The following is a 22,582-nucleotide window of genomic DNA, read 5'->3' on the forward strand; positions in this document are numbered from 1 at the left end:
GCTGCCCGTTGATCGACCAGTTGGACGCTGCTATACCGGGGTCATGAATCCCGAATCCGATCTGTCCGTCGCTCTTGTCGTGGCGCACCCCGATGATGACGCCTACGGAATGGCGGGCACTGTGGCCCTCCATGCGCTCAATCCCGACTTCCGCTACATCCTGATTCATGCGACGGACGGCGAAGCCGGCGAAATCGCCCCGGGGATCGAAGCCACGACCGAGACTCTGGGGGAGTTCCGGCGTCGAGAGGATGAAGCGGCCTGGCAGGCACACGGGCGTCCACCGGAGCGCCATGAATGGCTCCGCTACCCGGACGGAGGACTGTCAGCCGTGCCTTTCGAGGACCTCGCAGGGAGAATCTCCGCCATCCTGCGAGCGGAGCGGCCGCGGGTGGTATGTACCTTCGGCCCGGACGGAATAACAGGGCATCCCGACCACATCGCGGTTGGCCGGGCAACCGACGCGGCCTTCACCCGGCTTCGCGAGGATGGCGTTCCGGGCATGGAACGGTTGCTGCACGGCGGCCTGCGCGAATCAACGTTTCTTCGGTGGAACTCGGCACGGCGCGAGCATGGGCTGGACCCCTGGAACCCCGGGCAGATTTACCACCTTCGCCCCGTCCCGGACCAAGCCATCGGAGTCGAAGTGGACACCCGGTCCGTGGCCGCGCAGGTGCTCGCAGGTTTGCTGGAACACCGCAGCCAGCGGCACGTCCTTTTTGCCCGGACACTGTCCAGGGAACAACAACTGCGCGTACTCGGCCGGGAGTCCTATGTGATGGCCTGGCCAGTCAGAACCGTCGGGGAACCGTTGCTCGCTGACATCTTCGAAGGGCTCGGCTAAACGCCCCGGCGGAAGCCCGCACTCTCGCGGCGGAACGGCCACGGGTACGCAAACGCGCGGAATATGACGTCGCGTGAACCCTTGTGACCCCGGGTTTCCCGGCCATTGAACCCGGCTCCCGACGCTCCCTATGGTGAACGAATGTCCAAGCCATCCACCCCTGTACCTCCGAACCCCGGCCCGGGCGCCGGCCGCCAGCCTGGAACCACCCGCATCGTCGCCGGCGCACCCGCCAGGCCCACACGCAAGCACACCCTGGAAATCAGCCTGGCAGCCGGCCTGGTGCTGTTGATCGGCGTCGGCGCGGCCGTGGCCTCGACAGCGTCTCCCAACGAGGACACCGTGCCGGCCGCAAGTGTCCAGACCCCGGCCGCTGAACTCAAACTCGGCTACTTCGGCAACATCACCCACGCCCCGGCGCTCGTCGGGGTCAGCCAAGGCCTGATCGCCAAAAGCCTTGGCGGGACCAAGCTCAGCACCCAGGTCTTCAACGCCGGTCCGGCCGCAATCGAGGCGCTCAACGCCGGCGCGATCGACGCCACATACATCGGCCCCAACCCGGCCATCAACTCCTACGTCAAGAGCAAAGGCGAATCGGTCAGCATCATTGCCGGTGCCGCCTCCGGCGGGGCCCAGCTGGTGGTCAAGGCCGGGATCGCCTCGGCAGCAGACCTCAGGGGCAAGAAGCTGGCGACGCCGCAGCTCGGCGGTACCCAGGACGTGGCACTCCGCGCCTGGCTGGGCAAGCAGGGCTTCAAGGTCAACACCGACGGCAGCGGCGACGTCGCCATCAACCCCACCGAGAACGCCCAGACGCTCAAGCTGTTCCAGGACGGCAAGCTCGACGGCGCGTGGCTCCCGGAACCCTGGGCCTCCCGGCTCGTCCTGCAGGCCGGGGCGAAAGTCCTTGTCGATGAAAAGGACCTGTGGGACAAGGGCGAGTTCACCACCACTGTTCTGATCGTCAACAGGAAGTTCGCTGCCGCGCACCCTTCCACTGTCCAGGCCCTGCTGAAGGGCCATGTCGAATCCGTGGACTGGCTCACCGCCGCCCCGGCTGCGGAGAAGTCCGCGGTCCTCAACGCCGCCCTCAAGGAATCAGCCGGTGCCGCGCTGCCGGCGGACGTGATCGACCGGTCGCTTCAGAACATCGTTTTCACCGCAGACCCCCTCGCCGGTACCTTTCCGAAGCTGCTCCGGGACGGGGTGGACGCAGGAACCACCACCCAGGCGGACATCCAGGGCCTTTTCGACCTCACGGCCCTGAACAGTGTCCTGAGCGTTTCCTCCGGGACCAGGATCCCGGCGCAGGGACTGGGCAAGGACTAGCCTGTTCCCGCCGCCAGCACCGACAACTAGTGAGGACGTAACCATGCCAGTCGTACTGGAAAATCTGGGAAAGCGCTTCGGTGACGGCGCCCCGGTGCTGGACGACGTCAACGCCCGCATCGGGCAGGGCGAGTTCGTGGCCCTGCTCGGTGCCTCCGGCTGCGGCAAGTCCACGCTGCTGAACATCATGGCGGGGCTGGAAGCACCGACGTCGGGCGCCCTGGAGGTCCCCAGCGACGGCGCCGCCTTCATGTTCCAGGATGCGGCGCTGTTCCCCTGGCTGACCGCGCGCGGGAACATCGAGCTCGCGCTGAAACTGCGGGGTGTGGGGAAAGCGGAGCGCCGGGCAAAGGCCGCTGACCTCCTGGACCTGGTGCATCTGGGCGGCGCGGGGGACAAGCGCCCGCACGAGCTTTCCGGCGGGATGCGCCAGCGGGTGGCGTTGGCCCGTTCGCTGGCCCAGGACCGCCAGCTGCTGCTGATGGACGAGCCGTTCGCGGCCCTGGATGCAATCACCCGCGACCTGCTGCACGATGAGCTGGAGCGGATCTGGAAGGAAACCGGCAGGACCATCGTTTTTGTCACGCACAATGTCCGCGAAGCCGTCCGGCTGGGCCAGCGCGTCCTGCTGCTCTCCTCCCGGCCCGGACGCGTAGTGCGCGAATGGCCCGTCTCCGAGGAACACCGTACAGACGCCGGCCTGGCCGGCCAGCTCACCGCTGACATCACCGCCCGGCTTCGCGAGGAGATCCGCCGCCATGCCCAGTAGACCCACATCCCTTGCGGAGGCCCGCGAAACCGGCCTCCTCACCGCGGCCCGGACCAGGTCCTCCGGCGGCCCGGCCGGCCTCCGCGAGCTCGAAGCCGGACTGGACTCGCTGCAATCCAGCGCCGCTCACAAAGCGCGGGTCGACTGGAGCCGGATCCTGCTGCCTGTGGCTGCGATCGCCGTCCTCATCCTGATCTGGCAGGTGTACGTCTCCCTGGGCTTCAAACGCCAGGATCTGGTGCCCGGACCGCTGGACGTGGCGGCCCAGTTCGGTCACATCTGGGCGGAGGGAAAGCTGCAGGAAGCGGTGTGGACCTCCCTGCAGCGCGGACTCGCGGGATTCCTGATCAGCGTGGCCATCGCCACGCCGATCGGACTCGTGCTGGCGCAGGTCGCCCCGCTGCGCCGCGCGTTCGGGCCGCTGATCTCCGGGCTGCAGGTCCTGCCCTCCGTGGCCTGGGTGCCGGCCGCCATTATCTGGTTCGGCCTCACCGACGCCACCGTGTACTTCGTGGTGTTCATGGGCGCCATCCCATCAATCATCAACGGGCTGATCTCCGGCGTGGACCAGATCCCGCCGCAGTATCGCAGCGTCGGGACGGTTCTCGGCGCCTCCCGGGTGCAGCTGGCGCTCCAGATCATCCTCCCCGCCGCGCTGCCCGGGTACCTGAGCGGCCTCAAGCAAGGTTGGGCCTTCTCCTGGCGCTCCCTGATGGCCGCGGAAATCATCGCCGTCGGCGGCACCATCGGCTTTGGCCTGGGCTCCATGCTGAACCAGGGCCGTGACCTGTCCGACATGACCATCGTAATGTCCGCGATCCTGCTGATTCTCGCCGTCGGCATCCTGATCGAAGTGCTGGTGTTCGGTCCGATCGAAAAGCGGCTGCTCCGCCGTCGGGGCCTCCTCACGGGCAGCACCCGGTAGGCACCCTGCCAAGCGGCAGCGCTCCGGCCGTTAATCGAACGGCGGGGGACCCAGGATCTCGATGCCGCCATGCACCCGCCCGGATTCTCGGATCCGGTCAAAGTCGACCACCCCCGCAGCGCCGTCGCCAGCACCGAGGGGCTCGCTGGCACCAAAATAGAAGGCCTGTGCGCCGCCGGGCGTGTGCAGACAGAGCACGCGGGTGCCCTCCTGCAGGACCTTGAAGGCGTGGGGAACGCCGCGCGGGGCAATGGTGAGTCCGCCTGCGGCCACCCGGTGCTCCGAGCCGTCCATGTTCATCAGGATCTCGCCGGCCAGGATGTACATGGTCTCGTCGGAATCCGGATGGGTGTGCAGCGGCGTGAGCTTGCCCAGCGTCATTTCATCTTCAAAAAGAAGGAACGCCCCCGCGGTGTCTTCCTCCGTCGCCTTCCAGGTCTGCACGCCGCCGCCGAAGAACCATCGCCTGGGCCCTTCGCCAGGCTGCCGGACTACTGCCGATGCTGAATATTGTGTCTCCATGATGGCCGCCTCGATGTGTACGGAGAACTTATGGGACTGTTATCCCGTAATAAGACTTGTGTACTATAAAGCACATGTCAAGACCCTACGTGGACAATGGCCGGACGGGCCAAAAGCGCCGCACTTTGGATGCATTGGTCGCAGCGGCCCGCCAGCTCGTCGCAGCGGGCAGCACTCCCACAGTGGACGACGCCGCGCTGGCCGCCGGGGTGTCCCGCAGCACCGCCTACCGCTACTTCCCCGGACAGCGGGAGCTGCTGGCGGCCGCGCATCCGGAAACCGCGCGCCGGTCCATGCTGCCGGATGTGCCCCCGGAAGGCGTGTCGGACCGGCTGGATGCCGTGGTCGTCGAGTTCACCCGGATGATCCTCGAAACTGAGGCACAGCAGCGGACCATGCTGCGGCTCTCGCTGGAGCCGGCCGGCAACAATCAGCAGAGCCTGCCGCTCCGTCAGGGCCGCGCCATCGGCTGGATCACCGAAGCCCTGTCCCCACTCCGGTCACAGCTGCCGGATCAGGAAATTCACCGGCTGGTACTGGCTATCCGCAGCGTCATAGGCATCGAAGCCTTGGTCTGGCTGACGGATGTAGGCGGACTGAGCCGCGAAGCTGCCGTCGCGTCGATGCGGTGGACCGCCGGTGCCCTGCTCAACCAGGCCCTGTCAGCAGGGCTCCCCGGGGCTGACTTTGATCCCGTCCGCGACGGCCCGGTCCCTATGTGACGTGGCGTTACCCCGCGTGAACTGGTGTTTCCACGGCGTTGTTCCGCCATCTGGCGCCGCCCTATCGTCGATGCATGGCAATCCAGGACATCTACCCCACGGCCCTGCGCCTCCTCGGCCGCCCCGTGCTGGTGGTCGGCGGCGGACCGGTCGCCGCGCGCCGTGCGAAGGGACTGCTCGACGCCGGCGCCCGCGTCACCGTCGTCGCCCCCCTGGCCTGCCCCGCCCTGACTGAGCTTTCCGGCGCCGGGCTCCTTGCCTGGGAACGGCGCGCCTACCGCACGTCGGACGTCCACGGCGCCTGGTTCGTTCAGACCGCCACCGGCAATCCGGCCGTTGACGCCCGGGTTTCCGCCGACGCCGAGGCGCAGCGCATCTGGTGTGTCAACGCCTCCGACCACGAGGCCTCCGCCGCCTGGACGCCGGCCGTCGCTGTCGTGGACGACATCAAGATAGCGGTGAACGCCGGGGGAGACCCGCGCCGCGCCATGGCCCTGCGCGACGCCGTCGCCACCGCTTTGGAAACCGGGGACCTGCCGCTGCGCCGGCGCCGGGGGGAGTCCGGCGCCGGCACCGTAGCCCTTGTTGGCGGCGGACCCGGTGACTCGGGGCTCATCACAGTCCGCGGCCGGAGGCTCCTGGGCCAGGCTGACGTCGTCGTCGCCGACCGCCTCGGGCCGCGAGCGCTGCTGGCCGAACTGGCGGTCGATGTCCGCATCATCGAGGTCGGGAAAACCCCCGGCCACCACCCTGTTCCGCAAGCCGAGATCAACCGCATCCTGGTCGATGAAGCCCTGCAGGGCCACCGGGTAGTCCGGCTCAAGGGCGGCGACCCGTACGTCCTGGGCCGCGGCGGCGAGGAGGCCGAGTTCTGCCGGCAGCACGGCGTCGAGGTCGAAGTGGTCTCCGGCGTGACGTCTGCCATCTCGGTACCGGCCGCCGCCGGCATCCCGGTGACGCACCGCGGCCTCGCCAAGGGGTTCAGTGTGGTTACGGGCCACGAGGAGCTCGCCGAGGTCCCCGCCCGCGCAGACCACACCGTGATCCTGCTCATGGGCGTGGGCCAGTTGCGCGGTTCCACGGCCTCGCTGAAACGCGCCGGTTTGCCAGCGGAGACGCCTGTTGGCATCGTAGAGAATGGATACCTGCCAAACCAGCGGGTGACCATCGGAACGCTCGGGACCATCGCGGACCAGGCGGAGGCTGCAGGCGTCGCGAACCCCGCCGTGATCGTGATCGGTGACGTGGTCCGCGTCAGCCCGTACGCGCCGCCGCATTTCAGGACCGCGGATTACAGCACCACCTCCCCGAACGCCCCGCGCGTCCCCGCCCGCTAGCTTCGCCCGCAGTACCGGATCAACCCAAAGGAACACAGCCGTGTCAATGAACGCCCCCGTAGGAACCGCCGCCCGCCCGCTGCGCATCGCCGTCGTTGGTTCCGGGCCCGCCGGTGTCTACGCCGCGGACCTCCTGACCAAAAGCGAGGCGGTCAAAAGCGGCGAGCTCAGCGTCAGCATCGACCTCTTCGACCGGTACCCGGCACCCTACGGCCTCATCCGCTACGGCGTGGCGCCCGACCACCCGCGCATCAAGGGCATCGTCAACGCACTGCACAAGGTCCTGGACCGCGGCGACATCCGCTTCTTCGGCAACGTGGACTACGGCACCGACCTGTCCCTGGCGGACCTCCGCACCCACTACGACGCCGTCATTTTCGCCACAGGTGCCATCAAGGACGCCGACCTGAACATTCCCGGCATCGAGCTCGAGGGCTCCTACGGCGGCGCCGATTTTGTCTCCTGGTACGACGGACACCCGGACGTCCCCCGGGACTGGCCGCTGGAGGCCAAGGAAATCGCCGTGATCGGCAACGGCAACGTCGCCCTGGACGTCGCCCGCATGCTCTCCAAGCACGCCGACGATCTCCTGGTCTCGGAGATTCCGGACAACGTCTACGCCGGCCTGAAGTCCTCCCCGGTCACCGACGTGCACGTCTTCGGCCGGCGCGGCCCGGCCCAGGTGAAGTTCACCCCGCTGGAGCTGCGGGAGCTGTCCCATTCCAAGGACGTCGACATCATCCTCTACGCCGAGGATTTCGAGTTCGACGCCGAATCGGACCGCCAGATCCAGAGCAACAACCAGACCAAGACCATGGTGGGCACGCTGACCAACTGGATCGCCGAGCAGCCCGAGGACCCTGCCGAGTTCACCGCCTCCCGCCGCCTGCACCTGCACTTCCTGCACAGCCCGGTCGAGATTGTTGGAGAAAAAACAGCTGACGCCGCGCACCCGGGCAAGGTTGCCGGCATTAAGTTCGAACGCACAGCATTGGACGGGACGGGCAACGCGCGAGGCACCGGCGAGTTTGTTACTTACCCGGTGCAGGCCGTCTACCGCGCCATTGGCTACTTCGGGTCCTCGCTGCCTGAGGTCGAGTTTGACCACATCAGAGGTGTGGTCCCGAATGACGGCGGCCGGGTTCTGGACGCTTCGGGCACCCAGGTGCCGGGCATTTACGCGACGGGCTGGATCAAGCGCGGCCCGGTCGGCCTGATCGGGCACACCAAGGGCGACGCCCTCGAAACCATCACCCACCTCCTCGGAGACCGCCAAAACCTCCCGCTGGCAGCGGCCCCCGCACCGGAGGCCGTCGTCGAACTGCTGGAAAACCGCGGCGTGCAGTACACCAGCTGGGAAGGGTGGCTGGCCCTGGACGCGCACGAGCGGTCCCTGGGGGAACAGGCAAGTGCCGGCGCCGGCGGGCCCCGTGAACGCATCAAGGTGGTTCCGCGCGGGGCCATGGTCCAGATTTCCCGCGATGGGGTGGCCGCGGAAGTCTGAGCCCGCGTTGTTTGTGGGGTGGCGAAAATTGGGGGTTTAGTCAGTAGGCTTATCGTTATGGATGAGCTGCGCATGCCACCGACCCCCGCACCGAAGACTCCCGCAGGGGCCCCCGCACCAGGGTTGCGCCGGTGAGGCTCCGGCGCAGTAACGCGTCCGGCCGCGGCTACCGGCGCGTCGGCTCCGGGACAGGTTTCAGCTACAAGGATCTGGACGGTTCCACCCTGGCCGCGGGGCCCGTGCGTGAGCGGCTCGAAGGCATCGGCATTCCGCCGGCCTGGACCGACGTCTGGATTGCCCCGTTCGACAACGGACACATCCAGGCCACCGGGGTGGACGCCGTGGGCCGGCGCCAGTACATCTACCACCCGGGCTGGCGGGAACGCAAGGACCGGCTGAAGTTCGACCGTTCGCTCCAGCTCGCGGAAACATTACCGGCGGCGCGGCGCCGCGTCACCCTCGACCTGCGTTCTGAGGGCCTCACCCGGGAGCGGGTGCTGGCCGCTGCCTTTCGGATGCTGGACAGCGGCTCGCTGCGGGTCGGCTCGGAGCGCTACACCAACGAGAACGGCAGCCACGGCCTCGCGACCTTGCTCTGCGCCCACGTGAAGGTGCACAAGGACGAGCTCCGCCTCAGTTTCCCCGCCAAGAGCGGGAAGACCTGGGAGTCGCGGATGCACGACGCCGACCTCGCCGCCGTCGTGCGCCAGCTCAAGCGCCGCGGCGGCAACGCCCGCCTGTTGGCCTATAAGGAGGGCAGGCACTGGCACCCGGTGTCCAGCTCCGAGATCAACCAGTACGTCAAAGAACGCACTGGCCAGGACTTCACGGCCAAGGACTTCCGGACCCTGAGGGGGACGGTGGCGGCGGCGGCCAGCCTGGCCCGAAGCGGTCCGCAGCCCAAGGTCTCCACCCGCAAGCGCGCGGTGAGCCGTGCCATGGTGGACGCGTCCGAAGTCCTCGGCAATACGCCGTCCATCGCCCGGAAGAGCTATGTTGATCCGCGGCTCCTGGACCACTTTGCCGCGGGGGACACCATCGACCCGAAGCGGCTGGACTCCGCCGAATCCGAGGTCCGCGCCCTGCTCTACCGCGAGGGGGACGTGGTCCCGCTGCGCTGACAGGACCGCCCGGTGCTACATCCTCCCGAAGCGTGCCCGGACCAGCGCGAACGCTCCGTAGGCGATGAAGCCGGCGCCTATTGCCAGGAGGAGGACGGGCCCCCACGGATGGTCCTGCAAGGCCTTGAGGCTGCCGTCCAGGCCGGTGGACGAGGCGGGATCATTCGTGGCAGCAGCGATGACAAACAACAAGCCCGTCAGCAGCAGGGCTGCCCCTTTGGCGATGTGGCCGGCTACGCCCAGCCCGCTGACCAGGCGGCCACGGTGTGTGCCCTCAAAGTGGTGCAGCTCCTCCTTGAATTTCTTTCCCGCGCCTTTGACGATGAAGTACACCCCGATGCCCATGATGATCAGTCCCAGTCCAATGAGCGCCGGGACCCCGAAGGGGCTCCGGACTAGCGCGGTGCTGAAGTCCCGGGTCGAGTCGCCGGAGTCGCCGCCGTTGCCCAGCGCGAAACCCGCGAAGCTGAGCCCCACGCTGCCGTAGCCAATGCTGAGGAACCCGGAGGACGCAAGCTTGCCGAGCCGTTGCCGGCGCGCCAGGTGCCGGGCCCGCAAGGTCGCCTCGCTCAGCTGCCACAGGGCGAGCCCCGCGCACGCGGTGAAGCCCGCCCACATTACTGCCGGCCCCCAGGGGTTGGCTGAAAGCTGTTCGATCGCGCCGGTGGGGTCCGCCTGGCCCGGGGCGCCAAGAACCAGCGCTACCGCGATCCCCCCGATCACAACATGCAGCAGCGCCATGACTGCGAAGCCGGACCGGGCGACGACGTCGAGCGCCGCGGTGTTGGACACCTCCTCCGCGGCGTCCGCTGCATCGCCGGCGGCCTCCCCGAGGCTGCGGTTGCTGCTCTCAGCCGCCGCGAAAGGCGGGCTCGCGGGCCCCGAAATTTCCATGCCAGCGATTCTACCCAAGGCCCGGGTTTGGTTTTGGACTATCACCTTTTTCGTAAGTGTGCTTACTATAGTTGGACGCGGCCTCGCTGGCCGCAACAGTTTCGGATTCGACCTTTGACGATAGGAAGCTCACCATGGCAGGTAATCTTGTTGCCCGATCCATCCACGACCTGACGGCGGGCGCCTGGTTCGGCGGCTCGCTGATGGGTGCCATCGGACTGAACGGTGCGAGCGCAGAAGCGAAAGATCCGGCCGAACGCACGCGGCTTTCCAGCCTGGGCTGGAAGAAGTGGGCCCCGTACCAGACCGCGGCATTCGGCGCGCACCTGGTGTCCGGGCTCGCCATCATGTGGGAAAACAAAGACCGCATGGCCAAGCAGGACGGCGTCACCCGCCTCAGCATCTACAAGTCCATCGTTACCCTGGCGGGTGCCGGCGTGAGCCTGTACGCGGGTCTGCAGGGCGCCAAAGTGGACAAGCTGGCCGGCCAGGGCGGCGCAGGTGCCACCGAGCCCAAGCCCGGTGCCTCCGACGAGCTCCGCTCGGCACAGCAGCAGCTGAAAATCCTGCAGTGGGCCATTCCGGTCTTTGCCGGCTGGGTCATCGTCCTTGGCGCCAAGCACGGTGAAATGCAGCGTCCCAAGAACGTCCTGAAGGGCCTCAAGCGCTAGACCCGTGCAGTAACGCTGACCCGCTGAAGAGCCCAGTAACCTCAAGGGCCTTCGCGCCGGAATTTCCGTTCCGGAGCGGAGGCCTTTGTTGTGTCCGGGCAGGTTAGGGCTGCAGCCAGTCCGCGCAGGAGTTCAGGTTCCGCTGCACGCTATCGACGGCGGCCAGTTCGTTGCGTGCGGCGATGGCATCCACGAGCTCGTCGTGACCTTCGGACGGGAGCCCATTGAAGCCGCCGCGGCGGCGCTGCTGGCGGAGAAGGTCCGCGCGGAAGAGGGCGCCGAAGCTGGAGTAGAGCTCGTGCAGCAGCGGATTGCCCGACGCCTGCGCCACGGACGCATGGAAGTCCCAGTCAGCCCGGGCCCAGCGGGAATGGTCCCCGGCCTCCCACGCCCGACGGCGTTCCTCCAGCAGGCCGCGCATCGCCTCGACGTCGACGGCGGTGGCGTGGCGGGCGGCAAGCCGGGCCGACTGGGTGTCCAGGCCAACGCGGACCTCGAGGACGTGGACCTGCGAGTGGTCCCGGTACAGGCGCTGGGCGGTGCCGGAGATCTCGCTGGTGGCGCGGACATAGGTGCCGTCACCGCGCCGGACGTCCAGCATGCCGCTGTGGGCGAGGGCTTTGACGGCCTCGCGCAGGGTGCCCCGCGAGACGCCCAGCATGGCCATAAGTTCGGGTTCGGCCGGGATCCGTTGCTGCATCGGCCAGGTGCCGGAGTGGATCAGCTCGCGCAGCGTGGCGGTGACTTCCTCCACCAGGGGCGGCCGGTGCGGCGCAGCGGTGTTCATCACCGGCCGGCCCGGGCCGCTGCCGGGGCGGCGGCTTGAGGCCTGGCAGTCAACAAATGGCCGACGGCGATCTGGCCCACGGCCACGGCCAGCAGCAGGACCAACGGCAGTGTCCAGGCACCGGTGGCACTGTGCAGCAGCCCCATGCCGAACGGGCCGAGCGTTGCCAGCAGGTAGCCGGCGGATTGCGCGACGGTGGACATTGCCGTGGTTTCGGCGGTGGTGCGGCCGCTGCGGCTGATCATCACCATGACCAGCGGGAAGATGCCCAGCCCGAGACCAAGCAGCACCGCCATCAGCGGCGCCCAGGCGACCGGCAGGACCAGCATTGCCAGGACGCCCGCAGCCATGGTGAGTGTGGCCAGGTAAAAGGCGGCGCGTTGCCTCCGCGGGCGTGGGCCGATCGCGACGAGCACCATGCCGGCCGGGACGGAGACGAGCTGCATCAGGCCAAACATCAGGCCGCTTTCGGAGGCGGAAAGGCCCAGGGTGACCAGCATGTAAGGGAACCAGCTCAGGACCGAATATGCCAGCAGGGCCTGGACGGTGAACCCGAGGGTGATCAGCAGCCCGGCACGGGTCCGCAGCAACGGCCAGGGGGACACCCTCCCGGCCTTGACGGCGGGGGCGTTCCGGTGGGCATGCAGGGCGATGGGCAGGAATCCAAGGCATGCGCCGAGGGCCAGGAAGCCGATCGCACCCACCCCGGCGGAGGGGGAGCCGAGCTGCTGCGCGACGGGAACGATCAGCACCGCGACCACCGTGGCGCCCGTTGTCATGGTCACGGTGTACAGGGCGGTCATCAGCGACGTCCGGCGGGCGAAGTGCACCCTGATAAAGGACGGCATGGCCACGTTGCAGATGGCCAGACCGGACATCCCGATGACGGTGCCGGCCAGCAGCATGCCCGTGGACGGAATGCCGCGGACCAGCAACCCGGCCGCGAGCAGCACCAGGGAGAGCAGGATCGCTTTCTCCAGCCCCAGGACCCGGGTGAGCCATGATGTCGCGGCACCGGCCACGGCGAAGCATAGCGTGGGAATGGAGGGGATGATGGCGGCGATGAGGGGCCCGTACCCCAGCACGGCCTGCAGGTCATGCAGGAGCGCGGAGGCCCCGGTGATACCGGCGCGCAAGTTGAGGCCGATCAGCACGATCGCGACGACTCCGGCAATGACGGCGCCGCGGGGTGTGCGCACGACGGCGGGTGGTTCTGTTTCGGGAAGGGCGGACGTCGCCGTGCTGCTGGCCATCCCTAAACGTTAGACGTTTGACGTTTGCGGCCTGACTTTTAGTGGCGCATCTCTCCACCACCACGGTTCACGTCAGTGCGGGTGCCGGGCGCTCAGGCGCTGCACGGCGAGCGCCAGCCAGAGCTGGACCCGGTCCGAGGTCTGGGCGGGGTCGTAGCCGGTGAGTTCGGTGATTTGGGCAAGGCGGTAGCGGACCGTGTTCCGGTGCAGGGTGAGTTCTTCGGCCACGGCGGCGACGGAGCCGTTGTTGTTCAGATAGCTCTCGAGCGTCGTGAGCAGCTCGGCTCCATGGGTGGCGTCAAAGGTCCGGAGCGGATTAAGCGACTCGTTCGCCATGTCCGCCAGCGGCACGTCCTCACTGGCCAGCAGCAGCGAAGTCAGGCTCAGCCGTTCGGGTTCGTTCACGGGCAGTCCGTGGCTTGCCGCCTCACGGGCCTCGAAATAGCTCCAGCGCAGGCCGTTCGGCTTGGTGTAGGCGCCGCCAATTCCGATCGTGGCGTGGATCCCGGCCTCGGCCAAGTGATCGCTCAGGCTCCGGGCAAGCGCGCCGGCGCCGTTGCCGTCGTCGGGGACTACCGCTACAAGGTCCTTCCCGACGACCGCGGTCACCGCATGATCGAGCGGCTGCGGCAGGGAGGAGGTCTCCAGCTGCTTGGAATGTGCACCGGATTCAGCCAGCAGGACGACGTTCCTGCGGGTGCTGATGATGCCGATGCCGGCGAGCCGCCGGGCGGACTCGCTGGCCTCCAGGGTTCCGTGGATGACGTCCTCCAGGACCTGACCGGCCAGGGTCCGCTGGGCCTGCCGCTGTTTGACCATGTTGTTGAGCTCCACGCTGATCAGGTTCTGGGCGTAGCCCACTATCCCCGAGTCCTCGAAGGGCTGCTTCACCCACAGGGTGCACGCGTCACGGCGGCCGGTGGGAATGGGGAAAGATACCCAGTCCTCGGTGGTGGGCCCCGGATGGCCGGGGAGGCTGCTGTAGAGCTGGGCGGTGAACTGGGTCAGTACGATCTCCGTCCGCAGCATGGAGCTCAGGTGCTTGAGAAGCTCGGCGAGGCCGCCGCCGGTGAGGAGTGCGCGGGCCAGGATCTGGTGCCCGGCGATGAGCCGTTCCAGCTTGGTGAAGTGGTCCGTTGACTGGGCGTCAGCGACGAGCTTGCCGATCGCGATGAAGGGCGTCTCGTACGGGACCTCCACTACCGGCAGCCCCCAGCGGTTGGCCTCGGCAAGAAGTGCCGGCGGCACGCCGTCGTGCGTCAACCCGACCCCGAATCCAATTCCCACCGCCCCGGCGCGCTGGACCTGGCGGACGAAGCGTCGCTGTTCGGGGGCGCTCTTGAGCCGCATCCCGGTGGTAAGGATCAGCTCCCCGCCGTTCAGGAACCGCTGCGGGTCCTCCTGTTCGGTGACGGCCACCCAGACGATGTCCTGGTGCCACGTGGTCTCGGCGAGGCCGGCCTTGGTGAGCTTGAGGGACGGTACCCCGAGCAGGGCGGCGAGTGAAATGGCCATGCCATCAGGATAACTGCGGGGGCTGGTCAAGCGCACTAAAACATCGCGTAGCCGGTGTGCAGGTGGCTATTCCCCCCGCTTGACCGGCTGGCATAGGCTCGGTGCAGTCTCATTGGGTCCTTTTCAGCGCGAAAGAGGTTGTACACCGTGGTTCAAACCTTGCAAAACTTCATCAACGGCGAGTTCGTCACTCCCGCCGGGGCCGGCGTCCTGGACATCGTTAACCCCGCCACCGGCGACGTCGTGGCGCAGTCCCCGATCTCCGTCCAGGCCGACGTCGAAGCCGCCATGACGGCTGCGAAGGACGCCTTCAAGAGCTGGAAGCACACGACGCCGGGACAACGACAGCTCATGCTGCTCAAACTCGCCGATGCCGTCGAGGCCAACAGCGACGAACTCGTCGAGGCCCAGCACCGGAACACCGGGCAGGTGCGGTCCCTGATCGCGGCTGAGGAAATTGCCGCCGGGGCAGACCAGCTCCGCTTCTTCGCCGGGGCCGCCCGCATTCTGGAGGGCAAGTCTGCCGGGGAGTACTTCGAGGGCCACACTTCGTACGTCCGGCGCGAACCCATCGGGGTGGTAGCCCAGGTGGCGCCGTGGAACTACCCGTTCCTGATGGCCATCTGGAAGATCGGCCCGGCCCTGGCCGCGGGGAACACCGTGGTGCTCAAGCCCTCGGACACCACCCCGGAATCCACGCTGGTCCTGGCCCGCCTCGCCGGCGGAATCTTTCCGGCGGGCGTGCTCAATGTCGTCCTCGGCACCGGTGAGACCGGTGCGCTGATGGTGGACCACAAGGTTCCCGGCCTCGTCTCCATCACCGGCTCGGTCCGGGCCGGCATCGCCGTCGCCTCCGGCGCCGCTAAAGGCCTCAAGCGCGCCCACCTGGAACTCGGCGGCAAGGCCCCTGCGGTGGTGTTCGCCGACGCCGACATTAAGAAGAGCGCCGCGGCCATCGCCGAATTCGCCTTCTTCAACGCCGGCCAGGACTGCACTGCGATTGCCCGGGTGCTGGTCCAGGACACCGCGTACGAGGATCTGGTCGCGGCCCTCGTGGAGCACACCAAAACCCTGCGCACCGGCTCGCAGAACGACGAGGACAACTACTTCGGCCCCTTGAACAACGTCAACCACTTCAACCAGGTCAGATCCCTGGTCGAATCCCTTCCGGAGAACTGCCGGATCGAGACCGGCGGCCACCAGGCCGGGGAGAAGGGGTTCTTCTTCGAACCCACCATTGTCAGCGGCGCCAAGCAGAGCGATGACATCGTGCAGAAGGAAACCTTCGGCCCGGTCATCACAGTGCAGAAGTTCAGCACCGAGGAAGAAGCCGTTGAAATGGCGAACGACGTCGACTACGCCCTCGCCTCCAGCGTCTGGACCTCCAACCACGGAACCGCGATGCGGTTGAGCCGGGATCTCGACTTCGGCGCAGTCTGGATCAACACGCACATCCTCCTCACCGCCGAGATGCCGCACGGAGGCTTCAAGCAGTCCGGCTACGGCAAGGACCTGTCCATGTACGGGGTGGAGGACTACACCCGTATCAAGCACGTCATGAGCGCGCTCGACGCTTAGCAGCCCACTCCACGCTTAGAAAGGCTTTCCCATGACCACCACCGCCCATGACATCACCTACCGTCTCGAACAAAAGCGCCGCGTCCAGGCCGATTTCCCGGGACCGAAGTCCGTCGCCCTGACCGAGCGCCGCAAGGCCGTGGTCGCCGCAGGGGTTGCATCCAGCGTTCCCGTCTTCGTCGCCGACGCCGACGGCGGCATCATCCACGACGTGGACGGCAACTCGTTCATCGACCTCGGAGCCGGCATCGCCGTGACTTCCGTCGGCGCCTCCGACCCCGCCGTCGTCGGTGCGGTCAAGGAAGCCGTGGAGCACTTCACCCACACCTGCTTCATGGTCACCCCCTACGAAGGCTACGTCGCCGTCGCCGAGCAGCTGAACCGACTCACCCCCGGCGACCACGAGAAGCGCACGGTGCTGTTCAACTCCGGCGCCGAGGCTGTGGAAAACGCTGTGAAGGTGGCCCGCCTGGCCACCGGCCGGGACGCCGTCGTCGCCTTTGACCACGCGTACCACGGGCGGACCAACCTGACCATGGCCCTGACCGCGAAGGCCATGCCGTACAAGACCAACTTCGGCCCGTTTGCGCCCGAGGTCTACCGCATGCCGATGAGCTACCCCTTCCGCGAGGAAAACCCCGGGATCACCGGCGCCGAGGCCGCCAAGCGCGCCATCACCATGATCGAGAAGCAGATCGGCGGCGAATCCGTTGCCGCGATCATCATCGAACCCATTCAGGGTGAGGGCGGTTTCATCGTTCCCGCCGACGGCTTCCTCCCCGCGCTGGCGGCCTGGGCCAAAGACAAGGGCGTCGTCTTCATCGCCGACGAAGTGCAGTCCGGCTTCTGCCGCACGGGAGAATGGTTCGCCGTAAACCACGAGGGCGTCATCCCGGACATCGTCACCATGGCCAAGGGAATCGCGGGCGGCATGCCGCTGTCCGCCATCACCGGCCGTGCCGACCTGCTCGACGCCGTCCACCCCGGCGGTCTGGGCGGCACCTACGGCGGCAACCCGGTGGCCTGCGCCGCGGCGCTGGCCGCCATCGGCTCGATGGAGCAGTACGACCTCAACGCCCGTGCCCGCCACATTGAGGAACTCGCCCTTGGCAAGTTGCGGGAGCTCGCCTCCGAAGAGTCCGTCATCGGGGACGTCCGCGGCCGCGGGGCCATGCTCGCGATCGAACTGGTCCAGGCCGGCTCCAAGGAGCCGAACCCGGAGCTGACCAAGGCCGTCGCCGCTGCGTGCCTCAAAGAGGGCGTCATCATCCTCACCTGCGGTACCTACGGCAACGTCATCCGCCTGCTCCCGCCGCTGGTCATCAGCGATGAGCTGCTGCTGGATGGCCTCCAGGTCCTGGCCGCGGCCATCAAGGCCAACGCCTGACGTAGCCCGGGAAACCGGACACCAGCCACATCTGAATCACACAGGGGAGCCGCGGACCGCCGTCCGCGGCTCTCCTGCGTTAAGTGGCGCCGCCGCGTCCTGCCGCTGCGCTGAGAACCACGGCCCATCCCGGCCACTTCAGTGCCCTGCTGGGCTAGAGTCGTTCCTACCACTGCAGGAACGCAGACCGGCCGACGGCGCCCGGGATCCCCCGAGCAAGGCCGGCTTCTGCCCCAGACCCATAAGGGGTTCATACATGCGATACGTAGTTGGCTACACCCCCAGCGACCGCGGCGCCGACGCCGTTGCCCTGGCCTCCGCCATGGCCCGCGCCCAGGGCGCACACCTTGACCTGGTCTACGTTGTGGACCGGCGCACGCCCTACGTCGCGATGAACCCGGAGGGAAGCCGAGTCAGCGCCGCCGAGCAGGAAGTGCTTAGCGCGGAGCGGGAGGGGTTGTCCCTCATCCCCAAGGACATCGAAGCCCGGTTCCACGTCCGCCAGGCCGACTCGCACGCCGCAGGCCTCATTGATGCGGCAGTGGAATACAAGGCCGGCCTGATCGTCGTGGGTGCCGCCAGTTCAGGACTGTTCAAGCGGTACACCATCGGCAGCGCCGCGAACGCCCTGCTCCACGCCTCGCCGGTTCCGGTGGCCCTGGCCCCGCGGGGCTACCGAAGGACGGAGCCAATCACCCGGCTGACCCTCGCAGTGGGCCAGCGCACCGGCGCGGAGGCAGCGATCGACGTCGCCATCGATTCCGCAGAGCGCCGCGGGGTCCCGCTGCGGCTGGTGTCCCTTCTGGCACTCGACGTCGAGGGTGACAGCGGCGAAAACACCAACGCGGCGCACGTCCACGCCAATACCGTCCTGACCGCGGCCGCGCAGCGGCTCCCGGCCGGGCACCACGTCAGCGTCGAAGTAGCCCACGGGCGCACTATCGAGGAAGCGATCGATGACCTCGACTGGGACGAGGGGGAGATCCTTATTGTGGGCTCCTCCCGCCTGGCAGAGAAGAACAAACTGTTCATCGGCAGCACCGCCCACAAGGTGCTCCTGGCGCTGCCGGTCCCCATGGTGGTGGTGCCCCGCGACTACAAGCGGATCAACACCAGCCCGGAGGACTGAGCGCCGGAGCGTGCGCGTCCCGCCGCCCGGGCCGGTCTCAGGCGGCGGCGCGGGCCCGTTTGCGCATGACCGAGTTCTTCCGGGTGGCCAGCAGCATGTCCACCGTGAGCACCAGCAGCGCCAGCCAGACAACGCCGAAACCAATCCAGCGGTCGGCTGTCATCGGTTCATGGAACACGGCCAGGGCCACAATGAACTGCAGCACCGGGGCGAAGTACTGCAGCAGGCCGATCGTGGTCATCGGCAGGCGCCGGGCTGAGGCGCCGAAGAACAGAAGCGGCACAGCAGTGATGATTCCCGACGCCGCGAGGAGCCAGAAGTGCCCGGCGCCGTTGGCCGCCAGCGTCGCTGCACCGGTCAGGGCCAGAACCACCATCGCGGCGGCGGCCACCGGCGCCAGCACGATTGTCTCGACCGAGAGGCTGGTGATCGCATCAACGCGCGGGCCGACGCGCTTCTTGACGAAGCCATAGAGGCCAAAGCTGAACGCAAGCGTCAGGGCGATCCACGGAAGTTTGCCGTAGGACACCGTGAGGACCCCGACGGCGACGAAACCGATTCCGACGGCGGCCCACTGCAGCGGCCGCAACTTCTCCTTCAGCGCCACCACCCCGAGCAGGACCGAGACAAGCGGATTAATAAAATATCCCAGAGACGCTTCCACAGCCTGTCCGGTGGTCACACCGTAAACATAGGTCAGCCAGTTCACCGCGATCAGGACCGCCGCAATCATCAAGGGAACGATCAGCGTGCGGTTCCGGAAGGCGGCACCGAGGACCCGCCAGGAGCGGGTAACGGTGATCAGCAGGACGCAGAAAATGAGCGACCACAACACCCGGTTGGCCACAATTTCAACCGCCCCGGCCGGTTGCAGCACAAAGAAGTACAGCGGCATAAGCCCCCACAGGCCGTACGCGCCGATCCCGAAAACGATTCCCGCCGTCGTGTCTGTATCCACCGCTTTCAGGGCCGCCGTCGGGCGCTGCGAGGTGCTTCCGCCCGGGGCCGGGGCGCCCGGTGCGGTCAGCGCGGTCGGGGAGGGGAGGGATCCGTCGGGTGTAGGCACAAGGACAATAACACCACCGGCCGGGTCCCTATTCCTGCCTGTCGGTTCGGACGCGGCCGGCGGCTGGAAAGGATGCCTGCGATGTCCGCCACGTGGGACCCCATAGCCTCCCGCGGACATTTAGAATGGGGAACTGTGCGCTGCAAGTGCTGGCGCCGCCGCTAAGACTCAGAAGGGCAACCGGTGTCCACCTCAGCCGAAACCACCTCCAGACGTCCGCTCCGCGTTGCGATTGTCGGCGCCGGACCGGCCGGCGTCTACGCCGCGGATATCCTGACCAAGTCCAACGAAGTCAAGGACGGCGACTTCGACGTCAGCATCGACCTCTTTGAGGCGTACCCTGCCCCGTACGGCCTGATCCGGTATGGCGTGGCACCGGACCACCCCCGGATCAAGGGGATCGTCAACGCCCTGCACAAGGTCCTGGACCGCGGCGACATCCGCTTCCTTGGCAACGTCACCTACGGCCGCGACCTGACCCTGCACGACTTCCGCGCTTTCTACGACGCCGTGATTTTCTCCACCGGAGCCATCAAGGACGCAGACCTGGAGATCCCGGGCATCAACCTCGAGGGGTCCTTTGGCGGGGCCGACTTCGTTTCCTGGTACGACGGGCATCCCGACGTGCCGCGTGACTGGCCACTGGAGGCCAAGGAGATTGCGGTGATCGGGAACGGCAACGTGGCCCTCGACGTAGCCCGCATGCTGGTCAAGCACGCCGACGATTTGCTGGTGACAGAAATCCCGGACAACGTCTATCAGGCGCTCCGGGACTCCCCGGTCACGGACGTGCACGTGTTTGGGCGCCGGGGACCGGCGCAGATCAAGTTCACGCCGCTGGAGCTGCGCGAACTCTCCCACGCACGGGACGTCGACATCGTCCTGTATCCGGAGGACTTCGAATTCGACGAAGCCTCGGACGAGGCAATCCGCAGCAACAACCAGATCCGCACCATGGTCAACACCCTGACGAACTGGCTCGTCGAGGAGCACGCCGAAGCGGAGCAGCCTTCCTCGCGCCGTTTGCACCTGCACTTCCTGCACAACCCGGTGGCCGTCCTGGGAACAACCAGCGACGCCGACCGCCCCGGCAAGGTTACCGGCATCAAATTTGAGCGCATGCAGCTGGACGGCACCGGCAACGTCAAAGGCACGGGGGAATACCTGGACTACCCGGTCCAGGCGGTCTACCGCGCCATCGGCTACCACGGCTCGCCGCTGGATGAGTTGGAATATGATGCCCGCCGCGGTGTCATCCCCAACGAGGGCGGCCGGGTGCTCGATGCCGGGGGCAACCCCGTCCCGGGCATCTACACGACAGGGTGGATCAAACGCGGGCCCGTGGGCCTGATCGGCCACACCAAGGGCGACGCGCTGGAGACTATCGGCTTCCTGCTGGAGGACCGGCTGAGCCTGCCGCCGGCGCAAAACCCGGACCCCCAGGCGATCATCGACCTTCTTGAGGCGCGCGGGATCGAGTACACCACCTGGGAGGGCTGGAACAACCTTGACTCCTACGAACTTGCTCTCGGCGCGCAGTGGTCCGCCTCCAGCGACGCTAACGGCGTTGTTCGGGAACGCATTAAGGTGGTTCCCCGCGAGGAGATGGTCCGGATTTCCCGCGGCTAGTGCGGTCTCCCGCGACGCGCTGCTTGTTCCGCGACGCGGAAATACGCCGGCGCCCAGGGTATTCGGGCGTCGAAAAAGCCTTGGCGCAGCGGGAATGCGTTCGAGCGTCGCCACGAGCCGGACCGGGGGAGCCTCTGGCGGCTGCCCGGACCCCGCACTACACTGAAATGACTTCGGTTGCCCCCGGCACGCCGTCGCGCCCGTCCGGTGGGAGTTCGATGACGAAAATGATCCATCCGGCACCGCTGTACCCGCCGGCAGGCGGGCTGCCCGCAGCGTTGCGCCAGCAGTATGCCAGCGCCGGCCACGAGCAGCTGGACTCAAGGAGATTCGAGTTCCCCGCGGATGTGCAACTGCCCGGGCTCAGCAGCCTGATCCGGGAGTCGTGGCGCCGCTCCGCCGAGCTGCAGGCTAATCCGGACAACCCGGAAGCCCCGCTGGCCATGGACCGCGACGAACTTGAGGAGTACCGGCGCCAGCATCCGCTGGCCGCCATCATGCCCGTGATCCACAAGCTCCTGGTTTTGCCCAGCCACGACAGCGGCATGCTGGTGGCCGTGGGCGATGAGGTTGGCCGGTTGCTCTGGGTGGAAGGCGACGCCGCCATGCAGCGCCGGGCGGAACGGATGATGTTCGTGCCGGGCGCCGACTGGTCCGAAGCCACCGTGGGCACCAGCGCGCCCGGCACAGCCCTGGCCCTGGGCCGCGGTATTCAAATCTCCGGCGCAGAGCACTACAAGCGTTCCGTCCACCCGTGGAGCTGCACAGCCGTGCCGTTCCACGATCCCGATTCAGGCGCCCTGCTGGGCGTCGTGGACATCACCGGAACGGAATCCGCCGTCGCACCGCACGCACTTTCGCTCGTCGAGGCAACGGTGGCAGCCGCCCAGGCGCACCTCCGCGTCGAGCGGCTGCAGCTCGCTGCCGCGCATCAGTCTCCTCCGTCCCGGCGCCGGGGTCCCGGGGCGGCCGGCAGGGAGGGCGCCGGGCCCGGCAGCCTGTACCGCAACAGCCTGCAACTCCTCGGCAGGGACCAGGCGCTGCTCAGTATTGACGGGCGCACTGTGCCGTTGTCCGCCCGGCACAGCGAAATCCTGGCTCTGCTCAGCACGCATCCGGAAGGCTTGAACGCGGAGGAGCTGTGCACGCTCCTGTACCCGGGCAACGCCTCAACCATGACGCTCCGGGCTGAGATGGTCCGGCTCCGCAAGGTCCTCCAGCAGCTCAACCCGGACGCTGTCCCGGAGTCCCGCCCCTACCGGTTGCCGCTGGATCTGGTTCCGGACTCCGGCCAGGTCCTGAACTGTCTGCAGCGCGGCGCCCACCGGATTGCCCTGGAAATCTACCGCGGCGCCGTGTTGCCCCGCTCCGAGGCTCCCGGGATCATCGAGTTGCGGCACCGGGTCTCCTCGCTGCTCCGCGATGCTGTCCTTACGGACGGCAGCGCCGAGTCGCTGCTGAGGTACGCCGGGCTCCCCGAGGCCAAGGACGACGTCGAGGTCCGGGCAGCGGCCCTGAAAATCCTGCCGCTGCGGTCACCCAAACGGGCTGCCGTCGTCGCCGACCTGGAACGGCTCGAGGCGGAACTCGGCGCATGAGC

20 protein-coding genes are annotated in these 22,582 nt (G+C 67.5%); 14 read left to right on the forward strand and 6 right to left on the reverse strand.

Features of this window, described 5'->3' with window-relative positions; all coding sequences use genetic code 11:
• Positions 1-43 precede the first annotated feature (43 nt).
• The 4 genes from RCH15_RS01270 (at position 44) to RCH15_RS01285 (ending at position 3,867) form a co-directional block, all read left to right on the forward strand.
• Entirely contained in the window at positions 44-844 is an 801-nt protein-coding gene (locus RCH15_RS01270; RefSeq protein ID WP_326957248.1) for a PIG-L deacetylase family protein, read from the forward strand.
• A gap of 141 nt (positions 845-985) precedes the next feature.
• Positions 986-2,173 carry an ABC transporter substrate-binding protein gene (locus RCH15_RS01275; protein WP_326957250.1) on the forward strand — a complete coding sequence of 396 codons (1,188 nt, stop codon included), beginning with the start codon at positions 986-988 and terminating at the stop codon, positions 2,171-2,173.
• Between the two features lie 43 nt (positions 2,174-2,216).
• Complete coding sequence (locus RCH15_RS01280) at positions 2,217-2,942, forward strand: ABC transporter ATP-binding protein (protein ID WP_326957252.1); 726 nt, start codon at positions 2,217-2,219, stop codon at positions 2,940-2,942.
• Positions 2,932-3,867 carry an ABC transporter permease gene (locus tag RCH15_RS01285; RefSeq protein ID WP_326957254.1) on the forward strand — a complete coding sequence of 312 codons (936 nt, stop codon included), beginning with the start codon at positions 2,932-2,934 and terminating at the stop codon, positions 3,865-3,867. The genes RCH15_RS01280 and RCH15_RS01285 overlap by 11 nt, the downstream gene beginning before the upstream one ends.
• Positions 3,868-3,897: 30 nt before the next feature.
• Here RCH15_RS01285 and RCH15_RS01290 read toward each other — a convergent pair whose 3' ends face one another.
• On the reverse strand, positions 3,898-4,389 hold the full coding sequence (locus RCH15_RS01290; RefSeq protein ID WP_326957256.1) for a cupin domain-containing protein: 492 nt from the start codon (positions 4,387-4,389) through the stop codon (positions 3,898-3,900).
• 74 nt (positions 4,390-4,463) lie between these two features.
• Between RCH15_RS01290 and RCH15_RS01295 the strand changes: the two genes are divergently transcribed.
• From RCH15_RS01295 to RCH15_RS01310, 4 genes are all read left to right on the forward strand, one after another.
• Entirely contained in the window at positions 4,464-5,111 is a 648-nt protein-coding gene (locus RCH15_RS01295) for a TetR/AcrR family transcriptional regulator (RefSeq protein ID WP_326957258.1), read from the forward strand.
• A 74-nt stretch (positions 5,112-5,185) separates the two neighbouring features.
• Complete coding sequence (cobA, locus tag RCH15_RS01300) at positions 5,186-6,448, forward strand: uroporphyrinogen-III C-methyltransferase (protein ID WP_326957261.1); 1,263 nt, start codon at positions 5,186-5,188, stop codon at positions 6,446-6,448.
• Between the two features lie 46 nt (positions 6,449-6,494).
• Positions 6,495-7,952, forward strand: a complete 1,458-nt coding sequence (locus RCH15_RS01305; RefSeq protein ID WP_409016865.1) for an FAD-dependent oxidoreductase — start codon at positions 6,495-6,497, stop codon at positions 7,950-7,952.
• 131 nt (positions 7,953-8,083) lie between these two features.
• Positions 8,084-9,073: a DNA topoisomerase IB gene (locus RCH15_RS01310; protein WP_326957265.1), complete on the forward strand. Its 990-nt coding sequence runs from the start codon at positions 8,084-8,086 to the stop codon at positions 9,071-9,073.
• Positions 9,074-9,088: 15 nt separating this feature from the next.
• On the opposite strand, the gene RCH15_RS01315 is transcribed toward RCH15_RS01310, so the two are convergent.
• Entirely contained in the window at positions 9,089-9,967 is an 879-nt protein-coding gene (locus RCH15_RS01315; RefSeq protein WP_326957267.1) for a DUF1206 domain-containing protein, read from the reverse strand.
• 134 nt (positions 9,968-10,101) lie between these two features.
• On the opposite strand from RCH15_RS01315, the gene RCH15_RS01320 reads away from it, so the two are divergent.
• Positions 10,102-10,638 (forward strand): hypothetical protein, encoded by a 537-nt coding sequence (locus tag RCH15_RS01320; RefSeq protein WP_326957269.1) that lies wholly within the window; start codon positions 10,102-10,104, stop codon positions 10,636-10,638.
• A 103-nt stretch (positions 10,639-10,741) separates the two neighbouring features.
• Here RCH15_RS01320 and RCH15_RS01325 read toward each other — a convergent pair whose 3' ends face one another.
• From RCH15_RS01325 to RCH15_RS01335, 3 genes are all read right to left on the reverse strand, one after another.
• Positions 10,742-11,425 (reverse strand): FadR/GntR family transcriptional regulator, encoded by a 684-nt coding sequence (locus tag RCH15_RS01325; RefSeq protein WP_326957271.1) that lies wholly within the window; start codon positions 11,423-11,425, stop codon positions 10,742-10,744.
• Positions 11,425-12,678: an MFS transporter gene (locus tag RCH15_RS01330; RefSeq protein ID WP_326957273.1), complete on the reverse strand. Its 1,254-nt coding sequence runs from the start codon at positions 12,676-12,678 to the stop codon at positions 11,425-11,427. Before RCH15_RS01330 ends, RCH15_RS01325 begins: the two co-directional genes overlap by 1 nt.
• Positions 12,679-12,750: 72 nt before the next feature.
• Positions 12,751-14,193 (reverse strand): PucR family transcriptional regulator, encoded by a 1,443-nt coding sequence (locus RCH15_RS01335; protein ID WP_326957275.1) that lies wholly within the window; start codon positions 14,191-14,193, stop codon positions 12,751-12,753.
• Between the two features lie 147 nt (positions 14,194-14,340).
• On the opposite strand from RCH15_RS01335, the gene RCH15_RS01340 reads away from it, so the two are divergent.
• From RCH15_RS01340 to RCH15_RS01350, 3 genes are all read left to right on the forward strand, one after another.
• A complete protein-coding gene (locus RCH15_RS01340) occupies positions 14,341-15,771 on the forward strand; it encodes a gamma-aminobutyraldehyde dehydrogenase (protein WP_326957277.1) in 1,431 nt (476 codons plus the stop codon).
• Between the two features lie 31 nt (positions 15,772-15,802).
• Entirely contained in the window at positions 15,803-17,158 is a 1,356-nt protein-coding gene (gene gabT / locus RCH15_RS01345) for a 4-aminobutyrate--2-oxoglutarate transaminase (protein ID WP_326957279.1), read from the forward strand.
• Between the two features lie 256 nt (positions 17,159-17,414).
• A complete protein-coding gene (locus RCH15_RS01350; protein WP_326957281.1) occupies positions 17,415-18,287 on the forward strand; it encodes a universal stress protein in 873 nt (290 codons plus the stop codon).
• A gap of 37 nt (positions 18,288-18,324) precedes the next feature.
• Here RCH15_RS01350 and rarD read toward each other — a convergent pair whose 3' ends face one another.
• A complete protein-coding gene (gene rarD / locus RCH15_RS01355; RefSeq protein ID WP_409016854.1) occupies positions 18,325-19,353 on the reverse strand; it encodes an EamA family transporter RarD in 1,029 nt (342 codons plus the stop codon).
• Between the two features lie 183 nt (positions 19,354-19,536).
• Here rarD and RCH15_RS01360 point away from each other — a divergent pair, with 183 nt between their 5' ends.
• Both RCH15_RS01360 and RCH15_RS01365 read left to right on the forward strand, forming a co-directional pair.
• A complete protein-coding gene (locus tag RCH15_RS01360) occupies positions 19,537-20,982 on the forward strand; it encodes an FAD-dependent oxidoreductase (protein WP_326957283.1) in 1,446 nt (481 codons plus the stop codon).
• Positions 20,983-21,200: 218 nt separating this feature from the next.
• The gene (locus RCH15_RS01365) at positions 21,201-22,580 is read left to right on the forward strand and encodes a GAF domain-containing protein (RefSeq protein ID WP_409016853.1); all 1,380 of its coding nucleotides are present in this window, start codon (positions 21,201-21,203) and stop codon (positions 22,578-22,580) included.
• Positions 22,581-22,582 lie beyond the last annotated feature (2 nt).

This window comes from Arthrobacter sp. MP_M4 (genome assembly GCF_035984855.1).
Classification (GTDB): Bacteria; Actinomycetota; Actinomycetes; order Actinomycetales; family Micrococcaceae; genus Arthrobacter.

Excerpts from the sequence above, each read along its gene's own strand:
- RCH15_RS01270 (WP_326957248.1), top strand. The coding sequence starts at position 44 with ATGAATCCCGAATCCGATCTGTCCGTCGCTCTTGTCGTGGCGCACCCC.
- RCH15_RS01275 (WP_326957250.1), top strand. The coding sequence starts at position 986 with ATGTCCAAGCCATCCACCCCTGTACCTCCGAACCCCGGCCCGGGCGCC.
- RCH15_RS01280 (WP_326957252.1), top strand. The coding sequence starts at position 2,217 with ATGCCAGTCGTACTGGAAAATCTGGGAAAGCGCTTCGGTGACGGCGCC.
- RCH15_RS01285 (WP_326957254.1), top strand. The coding sequence starts at position 2,932 with ATGCCCAGTAGACCCACATCCCTTGCGGAGGCCCGCGAAACCGGCCTC.
- RCH15_RS01290 (WP_326957256.1), bottom strand. The coding sequence starts at position 4,389 with ATGGAGACACAATATTCAGCATCGGCAGTAGTCCGGCAGCCTGGCGAA.
- RCH15_RS01295 (WP_326957258.1), top strand. The coding sequence starts at position 4,464 with ATGTCAAGACCCTACGTGGACAATGGCCGGACGGGCCAAAAGCGCCGC.
- cobA (WP_326957261.1), top strand. The coding sequence starts at position 5,186 with ATGGCAATCCAGGACATCTACCCCACGGCCCTGCGCCTCCTCGGCCGC.
- RCH15_RS01305 (WP_409016865.1), top strand. The coding sequence starts at position 6,495 with ATGAACGCCCCCGTAGGAACCGCCGCCCGCCCGCTGCGCATCGCCGTC.
- RCH15_RS01315 (WP_326957267.1), bottom strand. The coding sequence starts at position 9,967 with ATGGAAATTTCGGGGCCCGCGAGCCCGCCTTTCGCGGCGGCTGAGAGC.
- RCH15_RS01320 (WP_326957269.1), top strand. The coding sequence starts at position 10,102 with ATGGCAGGTAATCTTGTTGCCCGATCCATCCACGACCTGACGGCGGGC.
- RCH15_RS01325 (WP_326957271.1), bottom strand. The coding sequence starts at position 11,425 with ATGAACACCGCTGCGCCGCACCGGCCGCCCCTGGTGGAGGAAGTCACC.
- RCH15_RS01330 (WP_326957273.1), bottom strand. The coding sequence starts at position 12,678 with ATGGCCAGCAGCACGGCGACGTCCGCCCTTCCCGAAACAGAACCACCC.
- RCH15_RS01335 (WP_326957275.1), bottom strand. The coding sequence starts at position 14,193 with ATGGCCATTTCACTCGCCGCCCTGCTCGGGGTACCGTCCCTCAAGCTC.
- gabT (WP_326957279.1), top strand. The coding sequence starts at position 15,803 with ATGACCACCACCGCCCATGACATCACCTACCGTCTCGAACAAAAGCGC.
- RCH15_RS01350 (WP_326957281.1), top strand. The coding sequence starts at position 17,415 with ATGCGATACGTAGTTGGCTACACCCCCAGCGACCGCGGCGCCGACGCC.
- RCH15_RS01365 (WP_409016853.1), top strand. The coding sequence starts at position 21,201 with ATGACGAAAATGATCCATCCGGCACCGCTGTACCCGCCGGCAGGCGGG.